This is a genomic window from Vibrio diabolicus (assembly GCF_011801455.1).
Lineage (GTDB): Bacteria > Pseudomonadota > Gammaproteobacteria > Enterobacterales > Vibrionaceae > Vibrio > Vibrio diabolicus.
The window spans coordinates 2,512,966-2,529,270 of record NZ_CP042451.1; the positions used below are offsets into that span (position 1 = coordinate 2,512,966).

Here is a 16,305-nt window from a genome sequence, read left to right on the forward strand (position 1 = left end):
GTATTATTTTTAATACAGTCACATTTTTTAAGCCTATGATTGCTCTTCCTTCTGTACCTCTCGTTATGTATTAAACTGATAGAAAAGATCATATTGAAAACAAAAACTTCACACATGCTGAGATTTCGCGCATGACGATTAAAGTAATTTGTCGTGTCCTTAATGAGAATGATTAGTGCGATTTTGCAGCAATTGTTACATTGCTGATAACGCATTTGACAGAGATGGTTTATGGCCAGAAGTAAAAAAAGCAAAGTGTTTGAGCTCTTAGGGCATCAAATACAACCAGGACAACGATTAGAGATCGAATTTGAAGCAGCGAAACTATACACACATTCGCCTTTATCTATTCCTGTGGAAATCATCCATGGGAAACAAGAAGGGCCTGTGTTAATGGTCAATGCTGCTATCCATGGTGATGAGCTTAATGGCGTAGAAATCGTTCGTCAGATCATTAACCAACTGGATCCACAAAAACTGAAAGGCACTGTCATTGCAGTACCTATCGTTAACGTTTTTGGTTTCATCCATAAATCACGGTACTTGCCCGATCGACGAGATCTCAACCGTTGCTTTCCTGGCAGTGAAAAAGGCGCGCTTGCATCTCGAATGGCACACGGGTTCTTTAACAACATTGCCAAGCGTTGTGACTACATCTTGGATCTGCACACCGGAGCCATTCACCGCACGAACCTGCCACAGATTCGCGCAAACTTAAGCAACCCAGAAACTCTGCGTATTGCTCAGGCGTTTGCTACGCCAGTGATTGTTGACTCAGCATTGCGTGATGGCTCTTTGCGCAGTGAAGCGGAAAAATGTGACATCCCCGTGCTCACCTACGAGGCTGGCGAAGCATTGCGTTTTGATCCACTGTCAATCAGCGCTGGTGTACTCGGGGTTCGGCGCGTAATGCAAGCCATTGGCATGTTGCGCGCTAGCCGAAAAAAGCTGCCTGAGCCTATCATAGCGAAGTCCACCAGCTGGGTTCGTGCGTCAGGTAACGGTATTTTGCGTACTGTCGTTAATCTGGGAGACAAAGTGGAACAGGGTGAAACTCTCGCCTATATCAGCTCTCCTCTTGGACATGATGAGGTAGAGCTCAAAGCGCCAAAGCGTGGCTTGGTGATCGGTCAACAAACTTTGCCACTGGTTAATGAAGGCGATGCGATCTTCCACCTTGCTTACTTCAACCAAGGTGATGATTCGGTAGAACAAGCCGTTGAAAGTTACATTGAAGGACTAACCGAGTTCGATGTCGAGCCACTGACTACCGGACAGATCCCGTTAGAAACTCAGTAACTCCTACCAAGTACGCACTTGATTAGCTAACAGTGCTCGCACCATCTTGTTTAAAAGCCAATGAGCTCAGCGTCCATGATGCTGGGCTTTTTGTTTTCTGTAAGCTACAGATACTCATCGTAGTTTCCACGAATGGATAAAAAACTTTACAAGCCATCGCAAAAACACACTTGATAATTAATCTCATTATCATTTATTAATCGTAATAATGTTCTTATAATCCGAGCTTCATAAAAACACTATAAATCATCAATATGAAACGATTAAAAAGTCATCCATTCAAAGTAAATCTCATTTCACTGACTTTGCTCTTCCCTCTTTATTCATATGCCGAGACAACGCCAAATGAAGAGCTTGAAGTCATCGGTGTGCGTTATGCCAAACCTATTACCATTGCAGAGCCTGCGCAAACCACCATTAATTGGTCAGAGATTGAAGAGCAACAGTACTCCAATTTTGCCTCAATGATCGATGCTGTTCCGGGCGCATCATTAGATGGCGGCGGCCGTTCCGGCGGCGAACGTATTAATATTCGTGGTTTTGATGATCCAAGCGATATCGCCGTATTTGTCGATGGCGCTCCAATTGGCTTTCAACAATACCGCTACGGAACTTTCTTTTTTGATCCGTTCTTGATTGGTGAAGCAGAAATTATCAAGGGCGCGCACGACTATCGAGCACTCAACGGAAAGTTTGGTGGCTCCATTCGCATTAAAACCAAGAGTGTCGATGATCTCCTTTACGGCGACAGAAACTTTGGTGCTCGCATCTCAAGTGCATACAACACCAACGGCAATGAGAATGCCTACACGCTAACACTCTATGGTAAAAACGATACTGGTTTTTATTTTCTAGCGAATGGCTCGGTAAAAGATTCTGATGACATTAAAGTCGGTGGTGGTGAAACGCTGGATTACTCAGGTTATGAGCAAGAAAACATGCTCGTAAAAGTCGGTTATGAAAACAACGATCACGAGTTTGAAATTAGCCACACTCGCTACAAAGATGAAGGTCGTAAACCTTGGGCTAACCGCCGCGGAAAAATGCCTAACATCACTGAGTACAACATCAAGAAATACGGATCATTAGAAAAAGCCAAATACGCATACACCGTCGATAATAAATACACGGATAACACCACGACCATCTCTTACCACTACATGCCGACTAACCCGTATATTGATTTCAATATCAAAATGGCACGTTCTGAAAACGATCGTCACTGGGTTCGCCCTGACGTGGCATTCGAGAAAATGTTCGTTTCTGTTGGCAGTTACGGTCACGAGTCTTGGTTAAGTTACGAGCGTGACTATGCTGATGTGTTTAACCAAGCGCAGTTCGGAGACCACACTCTAGTCACAGGGCTTCAATATCAAAAAACCGATAGAGACTCGTTAGTATTCAACGCATCATACGACAGTAATGAAGCCAAAAACTTCGGTTGGTATACCCCTTACTACGAACCATCTGGCACGCAGTCAATTTATGCGGCTTACATTGCTGATCACTATCAAGCAACAGACCGTCTAACCATCACACCTTCTCTGCGTTACGAATACATCAAGAGTGAAGGAAAAGGGAACGCCGCGCCGGATTATAATGACCCAGCCGCCGGACATGACTACGGTGAAACGACGCATAAAGGCTTTAGCCCACGTTTGGATATCGACTTTGATGCGACCAATAATACGCGTTTAAACGCCTCCTACGCCTACGCTTTAAAAGCACCAACCGTTGATAACATCTACTCAGTGCAATATGCGCGAGCTACCGCTACGGCTACTGCTTTGAATCTGGACGTGTCTCGTATCCATGCTTATCAAGCAAGCGTTATCAACTTAACGGAAGGGCTGGTGAATACTCGCGATAACCTCGCAACAGAGTTAACTTTATTCTATAACGATGTTAGCGACACGGTTGATATACGAACGGGCGAAAACCTCGACAAAAATACTACTGAGTTACAAAGCTGGAATACAAACCTAGATGGCTTTAAAAACTACGGCTTTGAGCTAATTTCACAATACCGGATTGAAGATTTCTACAGTAATTTCTCAGCAAGTTACATTCGCGGCAAAAACAAAGGCAGTTTATCTGACTCTACAGGTTCAGATGATGATCACCCTGATGTGCCACCATTAAATATCAACTTAGGTTTAGGTTACGAATGGATTCCAGGTTTACGCACTGGCTGGGAAGTCCGTTGGTATGATGCGCAAACCAAAACCAAGGCAAGTGGTAACAATTTAAAAGTGAAATCGCCAAGTGAGCAATACACGCTACAAAACGCTTACGTGGTTTGGGAAATACAACAAGTCGAAGGCTTGAGTGTTGGCGCGGTTGTGAAAAACTTAACCGATCGTTACTACGAAGCATACCTATCTAATGGCGTGCCTTCACCTGGTCGCGAAGTCAAACTGCACCTCACTTATCAATACTAACCATACCTAAAAGATGCAGGGCAGACATTAACTGCCCTGCTGTTTCTTAACGAACAACCATAATTGCACGCCGTTTTATTTATCAGTACTATCATTTCTTTTTGCTTGCATACACACTATGAACAACTTAAAAACATTGTTTCTTCTTGCTTGCTTCGTTCCAGCAAGTCAAAGCCTGGCACAGACTTCTGAGAGCATTGCTGACTACTTACAAGAGCAGAGTCAGCACCAGGTTATTGAGGATCATTACGCACAACCAACAACAAATAATCTGAATCTAGACGCCAAAGCAAACGCGTTAACTTGGCATGAAGATGGCAAGCCGGATCACTGTCGTTATGCCAAGCAGCCTAAAGACGTCGCAACGCATTTCGACTACGGTGAAGCAAACGATCTATCTGACGGATTGCAACACTTTGATTTACCAGAGAGGCACTCGGCAAAGGGCAAGTCAACACATCGCACTTATGCTAATAACCCTCACCTTCTTCCTGGCAATAAACAATTTGCAGCCCCTGAAGACGGTACGTTTAGCCTGTCCGTATCGTCGGATTGTTTTTAAGTCGATACAATAAAAAATGCCCTGAGACAAAGCTCAGGGCATTTTCACTTTTTGTTTGATGGGTGACGTCACCATCTCACCGACTTGAATCTATTCTTCGTCAGCGTCTACTTCAGCGTCACGTGCTTTGCGGGCTTCTTCTTTACGAACTTTTGCCGCTAGTTGTTCTGCTTCACGCTCTTGACGTTGCGCTGCTTTACGCTCGTTACGAACCACTTGGTTTTGGATAAAACCAGCCAGTTCTTGTTCAGCCCAAGCTTGTGCTTTCTCTTCGCTGTCAAAGCCAGTTTCACGCTTTGATACTGCAGTCTTACGAGATGTCACTTGGCGAGTGATTTCTGCGCTCCAGCCGTTACGTTTTTCAGTGACGCGGATAGCAAATTTTGGATTCTTAGACATTTCTTTCATTTCCTAAGGGATTTAGGGATCAATCAGGGATTCGGTCAACTTGATAACTCCATCTAAGCTGAGCTGTTTAACACCATCCCTTGGTAAGCGCGGTATTAGAGCATAAAAGTAATCTAAACGCTGCAAGTTTTTTACGCGAGATAATAGATGACAAAGAAGAGGCAGAACAAAGCAACGTTTCGCCCAGTCACGAGAAAGAGCGACGAAGAAAAAGAGCAATAAGAAAAAAGAAAGCGCTGGTCTCTCAACCAACGCTTTACTTAAGCTAGATTAACCTTTGGTTAATTAACCGATATTCTTACGTGCATTTTGGAACATACGCATCCAAGCACCATTTTCACCCCAACCTTCCGGAGCCCAAGAGTTTGCAACTGTGCGGAATACACGCTCTGGGTGAGGCATCATGATTGTCACGCGACCGTCTGCTGTTGTTAAGCCAGTAATCGCGTTTGGCGAACCGTTCGGGTTGTTCGGATATTGTTGCGTCGGGTTACCGAGGTTATCCACGTAACGAACCGCAACCGTACCTGATGCTTCAATCGCTGCAAGGTGCTCAGCATCACGTACTTCTACACGCCCTTCTCCGTGGGAAACCGCGATTGGCATGCGCGAACCTGCCATACCGTCGAAGAATACAGAATCAGATTTCTGAACTTCAACTAGGCTAAAGCGCGCTTCAAAACGCTCAGATTCGTTACGAACAAAACGTGGCCACAAGTCTGCACCCGGGATAAGTTCTTTCAGGTTAGAAAGCATCTGACAACCGTTACATACACCTAAAGAGAACGTCTCTTTACGGTTGAAGAACGCTTGGAACTGTTCACGAGCTTGTGCGTTAAACAGGATAGACTTAGCCCAGCCTTCACCCGCACCTAGTACGTCGCCGTAAGAGAAGCCACCACAAGCTACTAGGCCATGGTATTCATCCAGTACCGCTTGACCCGTTAGGATATCGCTCATATGAATGTCGGTTGCTTCAAAACCTGCGCGGTCAAACGCTGCAGCCATTTCGACGTGGGAGTTAACGCCCTGCTCACGTAGAATTGCCATCTTAGGTTTAGCACCTTTCGCAATGTACGGTGCTGCAACGTCTTCATTTACGTCAAAGCTGAGCTTAACGTTTAGACCAGGGTCAGAGTTGTCTTTCTTAGCTTCGTGCTCTTGGCCTGCACACGCTGGGTTATCACGTAGACCTTGCATCTTATGCGTTGTTTCAGCCCAGATAACGCGTAGTTCGGTACGTGAACGTTCAAGCACAACTGCATCACCAGAAGTGATAACAAAGTCGTCTGAAGCTTCAACAGAACCAATCACATGTGAGCATGCCTGTAAGCCGTTTGCCGCCAGAGTAGATAGAACTGAATCTAGATCATCATTCTTAACTTGAACAACCGCACCTAGCTCTTCGTTAAATAGAACGGCTAGCGCATCGTCACCCAGCTCTGCGATGTTCGCTTTTACGCCACAGTGACCCGCGAACGCCATCTCAGCCAGTGTTACAAACAGACCGCCGTCGCCTTTATCGTGGTAAGCCACTAGCTTGTCATCACGTACTAACGCTTGCATTGCATCAAAGAAGCCTTTTAGCTGCTCTGCGTTATCTACGTCAGCAGGTTTATCACCAAGCTGTTTGTATACTTGTGCCAATGCTGTCGCACCTAAGCGGTTTTTGCCGTTACCCAAGTCAACAAGAACTAGAGAAGTATCGCCTTTGTCAGTGCGTAGTTGTGGAGTCACGGTCTTACGTACGTCTTCCACACGACCAAATGCCGTGATAACTAGCGACAGTGGAGAAGTGACTTCTTTACTCTCGCCGTTCTCTTCCCACTTGGTTTTCATCGACATGGAGTCTTTACCAACTGGGATCGTCAAACCTAATGCAGGACAGAGCTCTTCACCCACCGCTTTGACTGCTTCATAAAGACCTGCATCTTCACCTGGGTGACCCGCTGGCGACATCCAGTTCGCAGACAGTTTAATGTGTTTAATATCACCGATGTCTGTTGCCGCAATGTTCGTTAGTGACTCACCAACCGCTAGGCGAGCCGATGCACCAAAGTCTAGTAATGCCACTGGCGTGCGCTCACCCATCGACATTGCTTCGCCGTGGTAAGTGTCATAGCTTGCCGCTGTTACTGCACAGTTTGCTACTGGTACCTGCCAAGGGCCAACCATTTGATCACGAGCAACCAGACCCGTTACTGTTCGGTCACCGATAGTAATTAGGAATGTTTTTTCTGCAACCGCTGGAAGACGAAGTACGCGATCCACCGCTTCATTAAGCTCAATACCATCACGAACAATGGCAGGGCTTTCCACCTTTAGTGTGGTTGCGTCGCGGTGCATCTTCGGTGGCTTACCAAGCAGGATATCCATTGGCATATCGATTGGCGTATTGTCGAAGTGAGAATCTTCTAGCGTTAGATGACGCTCTTCAGTTGCCACACCCACCACTGCATATGGTGCGCGTTCACGCTTACAGATTGCATCGAATGCTTCCATGTTTTCTGGCGCTACCGCAAGAACGTAACGTTCCTGTGATTCATTACACCAAATTTCTAGCGGACTCATGCCCGGCTCATCGTTTGGTACATCGCGTAATTGGAACTTACCGCCACGCTCACCGTCGTCGACAAGTTCAGGCAATGCGTTAGAGATACCGCCCGCACCCACATCGTGGATAAATGCGATTGGGTTGTCGTCGCCTAGCTGCCAACAACGGTCGATCACTTCCTGACAGCGACGCTCCATCTCTGGGTTTTCACGCTGTACTGAAGCAAAGTCCAGATCTTCTGCTGACTGACCAGATGCCATTGAAGACGCCGCACCGCCACCAAGACCGATGTTCATTGCAGGCCCACCAAGTACGATCAGGCTCGCACCCACTGGGATCTCTTTCTTCTGTACGTGTTCGTCACGGATGTTACCCATACCACCAGCAATCATGATTGGCTTGTGGTAACCACGAATTTCTTCACCCGCGTGAGAAGTCACTTTCTCTTCGTAGGTACGGAAGTAACCCAATAGATTTGGACGACCAAATTCGTTGTTGAATGCCGCGCCGCCTAGAGGACCGTCAAGCATGATGTCTAGCGCGTTAACAATACGACCTGGCTTGCCAAAGTTGGTTTCCCATGGCTGTTCAAAACCAGGAATACGTAAGTTAGAGGTTGTAAAACCAACCAGACCCGCTTTTGGCTTACCACCGATACCCGTCGCGCCTTCGTCACGGATCTCACCGCCTGAACCAGTCGATGCGCCCGGCCATGGAGAGATTGCCGTTGGGTGGTTGTGCGTCTCTACCTTCATTAAGATGTGCGCATCTTCATGGTGGTAAGTGTATTGACGAGATTTAGGGTCTGGGAAGAAACGACCCGCTTTAGAACCCGTCATAACGGCCGCGTTGTCTTTGTATGCAGACAGCACATAGTCAGGTGTCGTTTCAAAAGTGTTTTTGATCATTTTGAACAGAGACTTAGGTTGATCTACTCCGTCGATAGTCCAATCTGCGTTAAAAATTTTGTGGCGACAGTGCTCTGAGTTCGCCTGAGCAAACATCATCAATTCAATGTCGTTTGGGTTACGCCCAAGCTTAGTAAAGTTCTCTACCAAGTAATCAATTTCATCTTCTGCGAGTGCCAAGCCTAGGGAAACGTTTGCTTCTTCAAGCGCAAGACGACCGCCTGCTAAGATATCAACATGTGCGACAGGCTTAGGCTCTGCGACTGTAAACAGCGCTGACGCAGCTTCAAATTCTGTAAATACCGTTTCCATCATGCGGTCATGAATTAACGCTTTGACAGCGTCAACTTGAGCTTCTGATAGAACAACTGAAGATTCGACATAATAAGCCGTACCGCGCTCTAGACGTTTCACTTTATCCAAGCCACAGTTAACAGCGATATCGGTAGATTTAGAAGACCAAGGCGAGATAGTGCCTGGACGAGGCGTAACAAGAAGTAGAAGACCTTCTGGCTCATGCTCTTCGATGGTTGGGCCGTAAGTTAGTAACTTTTCAAGTTTTTCTAACTCTTGGTCATCAAGGTCAGACTTTAGATCGGCAAAGTGCATAAACTCGGCATAAATGCCAGTTACAGGCAGATCTTGTTCACGACAAAGTTCCAGTAGTTTATTAACACGAAACTCAGAAAGAGCTGGGGAGCCACGCAAAATTCTCATGTGCTTAGGTCTCTTATGCAATTGATTAAGGTGATATTGGAATAAATTCAGACACTTAAAATAAGCCCTGTCGAACCTATGCCGATTCCACCTCGTCATTGCGAGCGCATTATATAGCAATTGTTTTTGTGATGTAACACCAAAAGCAACCGTTTGCGTCATTTTTTTTGTCAAATTTGAATTACGACTAAAATGTCGATAAAACACACAATGTCACGCTATAAGTGTGTGATTCACTTTGCCCCATGAGCTCGCTTTGATATAAAGGCAAATAGAAATTTCCTAAGATGTACCTATTAATGCAAATAAGCCAGCTCAACCGACTCAAGCGCAGCGCCCTAATTTTTGTTTCTGTGCTACTACTCTCTGCCTGCCAGATTGAGTCGGAACCCAAAAGTGAATTCGAAAAAATTCAGGAACGTGGCGTGCTTCGTGTTGGCACGCTAAACAATCAGCTTTCCTATTATATTGGTCCCGATGGTCCCGCTGGTTTGGATTACGAATTGGCGCGTCAGTTTGCGGAGCAGCTCGGCGTCAAGCTCGAGATTAAGCCTGCCTTTCGCCAAGCCGAGCTTTTTCCTGCTCTTAAGAAAGGAGATATTGATCTCATCGCTACGGGCTTAAATCAAACGTCACAAGCGGTAAAACGCTTTAGGCCGGGCCCTGCTTATTATTATGTAAGCCAACAAGTTGTGTATAAAAAGGGGCAACTTCGACCACGTGATATCGAACAGCTGATTGAATACCAAGCATCGAAAGATAGCGAATCTGACGAAGATACAAATGCAGGCGCACAAACATTAAAGATCGTCGAACAATCGCAATATGTTCCGACCCTAACCGCATTAAAGAAGCAATACCCAGAGCTACAGTTTGAAATTGTTGGCGATGCTGATACGAGAGACTTACTTAAATATGTATCCACTGGTGAGTTGCGTTTTACTGTGACTGACTCTGTAGAACTTTCCCTAGCTCAGCGCCTTTACCCCGATCTTGCGCTCGCGTTTGAACTTACAGAAGATCAACCAGTATCGTGGTTTACTCGACGCTCTGAAGACGAAAGTTTGTATGCGATGCTGATAGAGTTTTTCGGTAACATTAAACAATCAGGAGAACTGTCCACTCTCGAAGAGAAGTACATTGGTCATATTGAAGCATTTGACTACGTTGATACTCGCGCATTCATTCGAGCTCTGGATGACAAATTGCCTAAGTGGGCACCTTTATTCCAAAAGTACAGCGAAGAGTTCGACTGGCGCTTAATTGCAGCATTGGCGTATCAAGAATCACACTGGAAGCCAGCGGCAAAATCGCCAACAGGTGTTAGAGGGATGATGATGCTTACTCTGCCAACAGCGAAAAGCGTCGGGGTAACAAATCGTTTAGACCCTGAGCAATCTGTTCGTGGTGGTGTCGAGTACTTACGTCGCATTGTAGGTCGCGTGCCTGATAGCATCAACGAGCATGAAAAAATATGGTTTGCCCTGGCTTCATACAACATTGGCTACGGCCACATGATGGACGCACGGCGACTTACTAAAGCGCAAGGTGGCGATCCAAACGCTTGGGCAGATGTAAAAGACAGATTGCCTTTACTGCGTCAGAAGCGTTACTACAGTCAAACTCGCTATGGGTACGCCAGAGGTGATGAAGCGCGTAATTACGTAGAAAATATTCGACGTTATTATCAATCCATCATTGGTCATGTCAGCCAAAGACCAGCGATTGATGAGAATAGCGATGACTTGCAAGTTATCCCGCCGCTCAACCCTGACATTTTGATATCAGGAGCAGTAGAGACCGTTGTAGAGCAAATATCTGGCGCTTCTGACGTCACGGTTGAAGAAGACACCGAACAAGAAATCCTTGAAGAATAGACCCGCTGTAAACTAAAAAATGACGAGCCCATGAGCTCGTCATTTTTGTTGAGTCCTAGCGAAAACTTATCTAGAATCCAAGACTCTGAGTGACACCAACCACACTCAACCATTCCTTTGGTTGGTCGCCTTTTTTTCACCGTTAGTTAAACTGATTGCTTTGTAACAGATTGCTTCGTAACCACATGGTTTAGCTCACTGATGAAGCGGCGCTATCGGCTACGCTCTGCCGAAATAACGTCACTCCTATTATTAAGCATCGTATTGAAATTATTTGCTGGCTCTGTGCAATGCAGGAGTCAAATGAAGAACGTTTAAACCATCAAATGTTTAGTGCGATTATCGAGCCTATTGTAAAGCATCGATGAACCGCTATTTACTGGTATAAGTCTTGCCTGCAGGAGGTTTTGAATATGAGAAGACGTAGAGTGCAGTCAAAGCGTTTAAATAACACAGTAGCTGCTATCCGACGTAAACGTAAACTGACATGTATGAAAAAGAAAGTAAGTTCACGTAATCGTGTTTTTGTACACTTAGTCAATCACTAGTACGTTCAGGCAAACATCTACCCGGTTGTAGATGTTTGCTAACTCTCACTATTTCCATAATTTTGTCCACTCTCTCCATTTTCTAATGCTTTTTGTGCTTGTTTCTTCGCTTTAATTTCCTTACGGCGACGCTTAAAAAACGCTTGTAGCTGAGTGCGGCACTCATCTTCTAGCAGCCCCTTTTCAACTAAGGCGTAATGGTAAGCAGCTTGGCTTTCAAACAAATTAAGCACTGTTCCTGCTGCTCCCGCTTTTAAGTCTGGCGCTCCAAAAACGACCCGCTTAACGCGGCTATGCAATAAGGCTCCGGCACACATTGGACATGGCTCAAGTGTTACATACAAAGTCGTATCCAGAAGGCGGTAATTTTCTAGCTTTTGGCCGGCTTTACGCAGTGTTTGAATCTCAGCATGTGCGGTAGCGTCATTAGTACCAATAGAGCGATTCCACCCCTCAGCTATAATTTCACCATCTTTGACAAGCACTGCGCCGACAGGTACTTCCCCCTCTGCTTCTGCTTGCTCAGCAAGCACCATCGCTCTGCGCATAAACAATTCATCTTGAGGGGTAAAAGGATGATTAGACAAAGGAGGCTCCAAAGAAACAAAAAACGATTGAATTCAGGAATTTTATCACTAACTTCAGTTTCACTACAGCAACACATCACTGGGCAAAGTTTGCTACTCCAAAAAGCCTAGTTACAAGACCTACCGATGTTCGTTTTGCGAGAACAAAAAAAGCGCAGATCGAAGACCTGCGCTTTTTGGCTGCCAATTAGCGGCTTTCACACCCTACACGTTTTTACATTGTGTAAGTGTAAGGAGCTTGAATGCCTAGCGGGATACCTACCATCCAATAAGCAACTAGGAAGATAGACCAACCGATCAGCATTGCGATCGAGAATGGCATCATTAGTGACGCAAGCGTACCGATACCAGCCGACTTCACATAACGCTGACAGTAAACCACTACAAGAGGGAAAAATACCATTAGAGGCGAAATGATGTTCGATACAGAGTCACCCACACGGTAAGCCGCTTGAGATAGCTCAGGCGAGATACCAACCGCCATTAGCATTGGCACTAGGATTGGACCAATTAAAGCCCATTTTGCCGATGCCGAACCAATAAGTAGGTTTACAGACGCGGTTAGAAGGATCATACCGATGATGGTCACTTCACCTGGTAGGTTCATCGCTTTTAAGCCTTCTGCGCCATACAACGCTAGCATCGTACCGATGTTTGACTGAGCAAATGCAGATAAGAACTGTGCACAGAAGAACGACATAACAATGTATGCGCCCATGGTTGACATGGTATCAGCCATCGCTTTAATAATGTCGTTGCTAGTCTTGAACGTACCTGACACTTTCCCGTAAACGTAACCAGGAATGATAAACAGAATAAAGATCAACGGCACGATAGACTTCATTATCGGTGCTGAGAAGGCCGTAATTTCACCTTCAGGCGAGCGAAGTGCTGATGTTTCTGGAATTAACGCTGCAACAAGTAAAGCAATACCCGCCATCATTGCCCAACCTGCATAACGGAATGCTTTTGATTCCAATTCAGTAAATGAGCCTAGGTTTGGCGCAGTTTCCGCATCGTCATCAATTGGCATTTTTGACAAACGAGGCTCGATGACTTTCTCTGTCACGTACCAACCAATCGCTACAATAATGATGGAAGATAGGCCAGTAAAGAAGATGTTCGCTAATGGGTTAACCACGTATTCAGGATCAAGAACCTGCGCCGCGGTTTGTGTAAAGCCAGCTAGTAGTGGATCGATACCTGAAGGAATAAAGTTTGCAGAGAAGCCACCAGATACACCTGCAAAAGCTGCCGCAATACCCGCTAGAGGGTGACGACCTGCCGCATGGAAGATTATACCGCCCAGAGGAATAACCAGAACATAGCCTGCATCTGCCGCAGTATGCGACACAATAGCAACCAAAATAAGCATTGGAGTAAGAAGCTTAGCTGGCGTGAAGTTCAGCATCTTCTTAAGACCCGTCGTAATAAAGCCCGAAGAGTCTGCAACGCCCACACCTAGCATCGCAACAAGTACGATACCCAGTGGCGCAAAACCAGTAAACGTCGTCACCATGTTCGCAAGGAAACTTGCTAGCGCTTCGCCCGTAAGTAAGTTGGTGATAGTAAGAGCTTCGCCCGTTCGAGGGTTTGGAAGATCGAATGATACATTCGACAAAAGTGCTGACGCCGCCCAAGTAATGATCAATGCCCAGAAGAACAAAATCGCAGGATCAGGGATTTTGTTACCTGTCCTCTCGATAAAGTTTAAAAAGCGCTCCATCCCGCTCGGCTTCGATGATGGTGCCTTATTTACAGCTTGGTTACTCATGGTAACTCCATAGTGAATGATGTTGGTGCCAAGGCCTATTTGAGTAATTATGACGGCCTACTATCCAACGAGTATTCTAGTAAACACTAATGGAGAAAGCACAAGGTTCTATATTTTTTTTCATAATTGGAGACATATTTTGCAAAAACACCACTTCAATTAAACATAATAAAAACAGTAGCACATCAACTCGATTAACAGTTCAAAAACCATTTATTAACCGTGACAAATCCGGTATCAAACAGGAATTACACCCGCATTTGTCTCAGCCTATGTGTGCAATTGAACTCAGTTTTCGAATTCACTGTACTGTGAAATCATAGTTTTCAGCTTAACGGATTGCGTCTGCCCCATTCTATCTTCCCAACTTGTTGTGATGATGATCGTCTTTAGTGAACCTGATACAGTAGCAGGTGGCACATCCCACTCCACCGTGTACGCTCCAGTGGCGGAAGATCCTGTCACGATAGAGGCAAAACTGGCAGTAGAAATCGTAGAAAGCGCATCCGAAGCACCACGCGTTCGGAACCATTCAAGCTGGTTTTCTGCTAGACGAAGTGCTTCAATACTTTTTATGGCATATTCGGATTCACGTTCTAGATACACGTTTAGCTTCGTTAAGCCTAACGCGCCTACGCCAAGAAGCAGGAAAGAAATTAAGACTTCTAGAAGGTTAAATCCTTTTTGTTTAGAGATCATTCCAAGAGCCCTTTTTCCAATGTGCTTTCTTCAGCTTCTCTTGAGGCTCCTCAATTACATCGCGATTGTATTGGAATGATAACGCGGCATTAAAGAGTGCAAATGTTCCTGGTGCATCCATGACAAATCCTCCTAACGGGTTAAATGCACCGTGCTGAAAATAGCCAACCTTTGTCTTTTCCATAGGCACTGTTGTTTTTAAAGCCGCTATGACGCCATCCAATGCGGCATCATTGGCAGAGCCAGACCAGTCGGTAAAATCAAATGTAGCCCCAGTTGTAGGTTCGGTATACAGCGGAGAAATAAAGTGGTAAAGCATTCCTTTGAAATCCTGCGTGCCTATCGTAGAAAAAATACCGTCTTGAACGACTAGAATTATCCCGCTCCCACCCAGGCTATTATCTATTGCGTTCTTTATACTCGTAAAATCGGCCGTATTAATTTCACAGCCACCATAAACCCAAATAAGATCTTTCCCATTTTCGATATTGCTAACAATCCCCTCCGCGCATGTCTCGTTGAATACAGGAGAAGGGAGATCTGCTTTTGAGTTCAATTTCATACTATTTAATGACAAGGGTACATATCCGAACAGTGAATTATCCGACATCACATCGAACCACTCACTTCGAGGGACATCAAATACATCTTTAAACGGATCCATATCCGAAGACTGACGATAATCACTCTCAGATGCAGCAACACTTGCTCCCCAACTATAGTGAGTAGATGCGCACTTTTGTTCTTGTCCTGCAGGACTGTCAGGGAAACTCGAATAAGGCTTATCAGATAGCTGATAGGGGTGAAAAGTGTTTACACTTGTTGCATAAAAAAAGTTGTAGTAAAGAACAGAAGTGCATTCCCAGAAATTATTACCGAGACTTTTACTCGGATCTGGAGAGCTCGTATATGAGCCATTAATCACGAGGTCGGATTTAGATTTTATCGCTCCAGCCCCACTGCTTGTAGGTAGTTTAATGGTCTTTTTAATTTCCCGATTACCTATCGTTGAAGTCACTAGACTTGAAGAGCCCGAGGAATATGTTAAGGCATCAAGCCCCATAGCTGTGATGCAATCATTCACATTAGTTGGCAATGTTTTATTTATTTTTGTCTTGCTATAGACGCACTCTAGCCCTCCTTCTGCACGCCAATGTTCCTGTCTTGCTTCAATTTGATTATTGGCTCGTTTAATTTGGTAAAAGAGGGATTTATAGCTACCGAGAGACATCATTAATGCCACAACTAGCAATACGCTCACAACTAACAACGCAGCTGCACCTTGTTGTTTATTCATTATTGCCAGTTCCTTTGCATTGCAGTAAACGACTGCTGAGTGCGAATATCAGTCACATCTTTCAATTCGGTTCCCAATGTAACGGTCACCAGTGCACTTTTTGCATCAGTGTTTTCTAACAGTTCACTAGTAAGGTCAAAACGATTAACGTGAATAACTTTCTTATCAAAAAGATTTTTACATGAGCCAGTGCCTGCAAGGTTAATCACGTCATCAACATCCCATATCGTTGTTTGCTTTTTTTCACAAACAAATAGCGACTCTGGCGTGCCAACTCGTTGCTCATAAGCTACGTTTTTATATAAAGGAAAAGCGCCAGAAACACCTATGTAATAGGCATAAGCAATCACACCTCTATCAACATCATCGAGAGTGTAAATGGTGTTCGATGAGCCAGATATTTTTATAGAATGGCCATCGTTACCATCAAAACCAGCACGCTGAATGTCACTCTTGAGCATTTGCACAACACTTTCAGAGTTCTGTAACAACATTAGCTCTTTCGACCGTTCCATTATCACCCTTTGACCACTCACATAAATTGCCCCCACTGTCGCAAGAGAAATAAGCCCAAGTGCAGATGCGATCATAAACTCAACAAGGCTTGCCCCTTTTTGTTTAAACATAATCATCC

11 protein-coding genes are annotated in these 16,305 nt (G+C 45.0%); 4 read left to right on the top strand and 7 right to left on the bottom strand.

The features are described from left to right. Positions 1–231 precede the first annotated feature (231 nt). From FR741_RS11980 to FR741_RS11990, 3 genes are all read left to right on the top strand, one after another. A complete protein-coding gene (locus FR741_RS11980) occupies positions 232–1,299 on the top strand; it encodes a succinylglutamate desuccinylase/aspartoacylase family protein (protein ID WP_005391426.1) in 1,068 nt (355 codons plus the stop codon). A gap of 254 nt (positions 1,300–1,553) precedes the next feature. Then, positions 1,554–3,740 (top strand): TonB-dependent receptor domain-containing protein, encoded by a 2,187-nt coding sequence (locus tag FR741_RS11985; protein WP_167426838.1) that lies wholly within the window; start codon positions 1,554–1,556, stop codon positions 3,738–3,740. A 118-nt stretch (positions 3,741–3,858) separates the two neighbouring features. Next, positions 3,859–4,302, top strand: a complete 444-nt coding sequence (locus FR741_RS11990; RefSeq protein ID WP_047010164.1) for a hypothetical protein — start codon at positions 3,859–3,861, stop codon at positions 4,300–4,302. Positions 4,303–4,392: 90 nt separating this feature from the next. Here FR741_RS11990 and FR741_RS11995 read toward each other — a convergent pair whose 3' ends face one another. Both FR741_RS11995 and purL read right to left on the bottom strand, forming a co-directional pair. Then, complete coding sequence (locus FR741_RS11995) at positions 4,393–4,701, bottom strand: DUF3622 domain-containing protein (protein WP_167426839.1); 309 nt, start codon at positions 4,699–4,701, stop codon at positions 4,393–4,395. A 294-nt stretch (positions 4,702–4,995) separates the two neighbouring features. Next, complete coding sequence (gene purL, locus FR741_RS12000; RefSeq protein WP_167427110.1) at positions 4,996–8,889, bottom strand: phosphoribosylformylglycinamidine synthase; 3,894 nt, start codon at positions 8,887–8,889, stop codon at positions 4,996–4,998. 299 nt (positions 8,890–9,188) lie between these two features. On the opposite strand from purL, the gene mltF reads away from it, so the two are divergent. After that, complete coding sequence (gene mltF, locus FR741_RS12005; RefSeq protein ID WP_167427111.1) at positions 9,189–10,766, top strand: membrane-bound lytic murein transglycosylase MltF; 1,578 nt, start codon at positions 9,189–9,191, stop codon at positions 10,764–10,766. 586 nt (positions 10,767–11,352) lie between these two features. Here mltF and tadA read toward each other — a convergent pair. From tadA to FR741_RS12030, 5 genes are all read right to left on the bottom strand, one after another. Continuing rightward, complete coding sequence (gene tadA / locus FR741_RS12010; RefSeq protein WP_373273872.1) at positions 11,353–11,862, bottom strand: tRNA adenosine(34) deaminase TadA; 510 nt, start codon at positions 11,860–11,862, stop codon at positions 11,353–11,355. 253 nt (positions 11,863–12,115) lie between these two features. Beyond that, complete coding sequence (locus tag FR741_RS12015; RefSeq protein ID WP_167426840.1) at positions 12,116–13,675, bottom strand: AbgT family transporter; 1,560 nt, start codon at positions 13,673–13,675, stop codon at positions 12,116–12,118. A 288-nt stretch (positions 13,676–13,963) separates the two neighbouring features. Next, positions 13,964–14,374: a type IV pilus modification PilV family protein gene (locus tag FR741_RS12020; RefSeq protein ID WP_167426841.1), complete on the bottom strand. Its 411-nt coding sequence runs from the start codon at positions 14,372–14,374 to the stop codon at positions 13,964–13,966. Continuing rightward, positions 14,364–15,671 (bottom strand): hypothetical protein, encoded by a 1,308-nt coding sequence (locus tag FR741_RS12025; RefSeq protein ID WP_167426842.1) that lies wholly within the window; start codon positions 15,669–15,671, stop codon positions 14,364–14,366. Before FR741_RS12025 ends, FR741_RS12020 begins: the two co-directional genes overlap by 11 nt. Next, positions 15,671–16,297, bottom strand: coding sequence for a PilW family protein (locus tag FR741_RS12030; protein ID WP_104971338.1), 627 nt, complete (start codon positions 16,295–16,297; stop codon positions 15,671–15,673). Before FR741_RS12030 ends, FR741_RS12025 begins: the two co-directional genes overlap by 1 nt. Between the last annotated feature and the right edge of the window lie 8 nt (positions 16,298–16,305).

Bases quoted from the DNA above. Each gene is read 5' to 3' on its own strand.
- FR741_RS11980 (WP_005391426.1), top strand. From the start codon at position 232: ATGGCCAGAAGTAAAAAAAGCAAAGTGTTTGAGCTCTTAGGGCATCAA.
- FR741_RS11985 (WP_167426838.1), top strand. From the start codon at position 1,554: ATGAAACGATTAAAAAGTCATCCATTCAAAGTAAATCTCATTTCACTG.
- FR741_RS11990 (WP_047010164.1), top strand. From the start codon at position 3,859: ATGAACAACTTAAAAACATTGTTTCTTCTTGCTTGCTTCGTTCCAGCA.
- FR741_RS11995 (WP_167426839.1), bottom strand. From the start codon at position 4,701: ATGTCTAAGAATCCAAAATTTGCTATCCGCGTCACTGAAAAACGTAAC.
- purL (WP_167427110.1), bottom strand. From the start codon at position 8,889: ATGAGAATTTTGCGTGGCTCCCCAGCTCTTTCTGAGTTTCGTGTTAAT.
- mltF (WP_167427111.1), top strand. From the start codon at position 9,189: ATGCAAATAAGCCAGCTCAACCGACTCAAGCGCAGCGCCCTAATTTTT.
- tadA (WP_373273872.1), bottom strand. From the start codon at position 11,862: ATGCGCAGAGCGATGGTGCTTGCTGAGCAAGCAGAAGCAGAGGGGGAA.
- FR741_RS12015 (WP_167426840.1), bottom strand. From the start codon at position 13,675: ATGAGTAACCAAGCTGTAAATAAGGCACCATCATCGAAGCCGAGCGGG.
- FR741_RS12020 (WP_167426841.1), bottom strand. From the start codon at position 14,374: ATGATCTCTAAACAAAAAGGATTTAACCTTCTAGAAGTCTTAATTTCT.
- FR741_RS12025 (WP_167426842.1), bottom strand. From the start codon at position 15,671: ATGAATAAACAACAAGGTGCAGCTGCGTTGTTAGTTGTGAGCGTATTG.
- FR741_RS12030 (WP_104971338.1), bottom strand. From the start codon at position 16,297: ATGTTTAAACAAAAAGGGGCAAGCCTTGTTGAGTTTATGATCGCATCT.